Genomic DNA, 273 nt, shown 5'->3' on the forward strand with positions numbered 1-273 from the left:
ATCGGCTTCTTTTTAGCTGCCTCAAGCATCGCATTATAGCTCGATAATGCAATAAAATATGGCGTATCCTGCATCGATAAGTTGTTTAATAAAATCTCTTTTGGCTCTGAATCGTCTTGACTCGATACTGTTTCTATTAAGCCCGTCCATGCAAACTGATAATTTAATAACGGCTCATCTTCAGATGGATTGAAATTATGTAACGCCATCCTATAATAACTATCAACATAAGGTGCTAGCTCATCGGATTGAATCAAAGGCTTAATGTCATCT

General features: G+C 37.0%; 1 protein-coding gene. It reads right to left on the reverse strand.

From position 1 onward, the window contains the following. A partial coding sequence (locus tag SB660_RS20575; RefSeq protein WP_410584189.1) for a hypothetical protein occupies positions 1–209 on the reverse strand: 209 nt, incomplete at its 3' end. Positions 210–273: the final 64 nt, after the last annotated feature.

This window comes from Bacillus sp. SIMBA_005, assembly GCF_046535585.1.
In the GTDB taxonomy this organism is placed as follows: domain Bacteria; phylum Bacillota; class Bacilli; order Bacillales; family Bacillaceae; genus Bacillus; species Bacillus pumilus.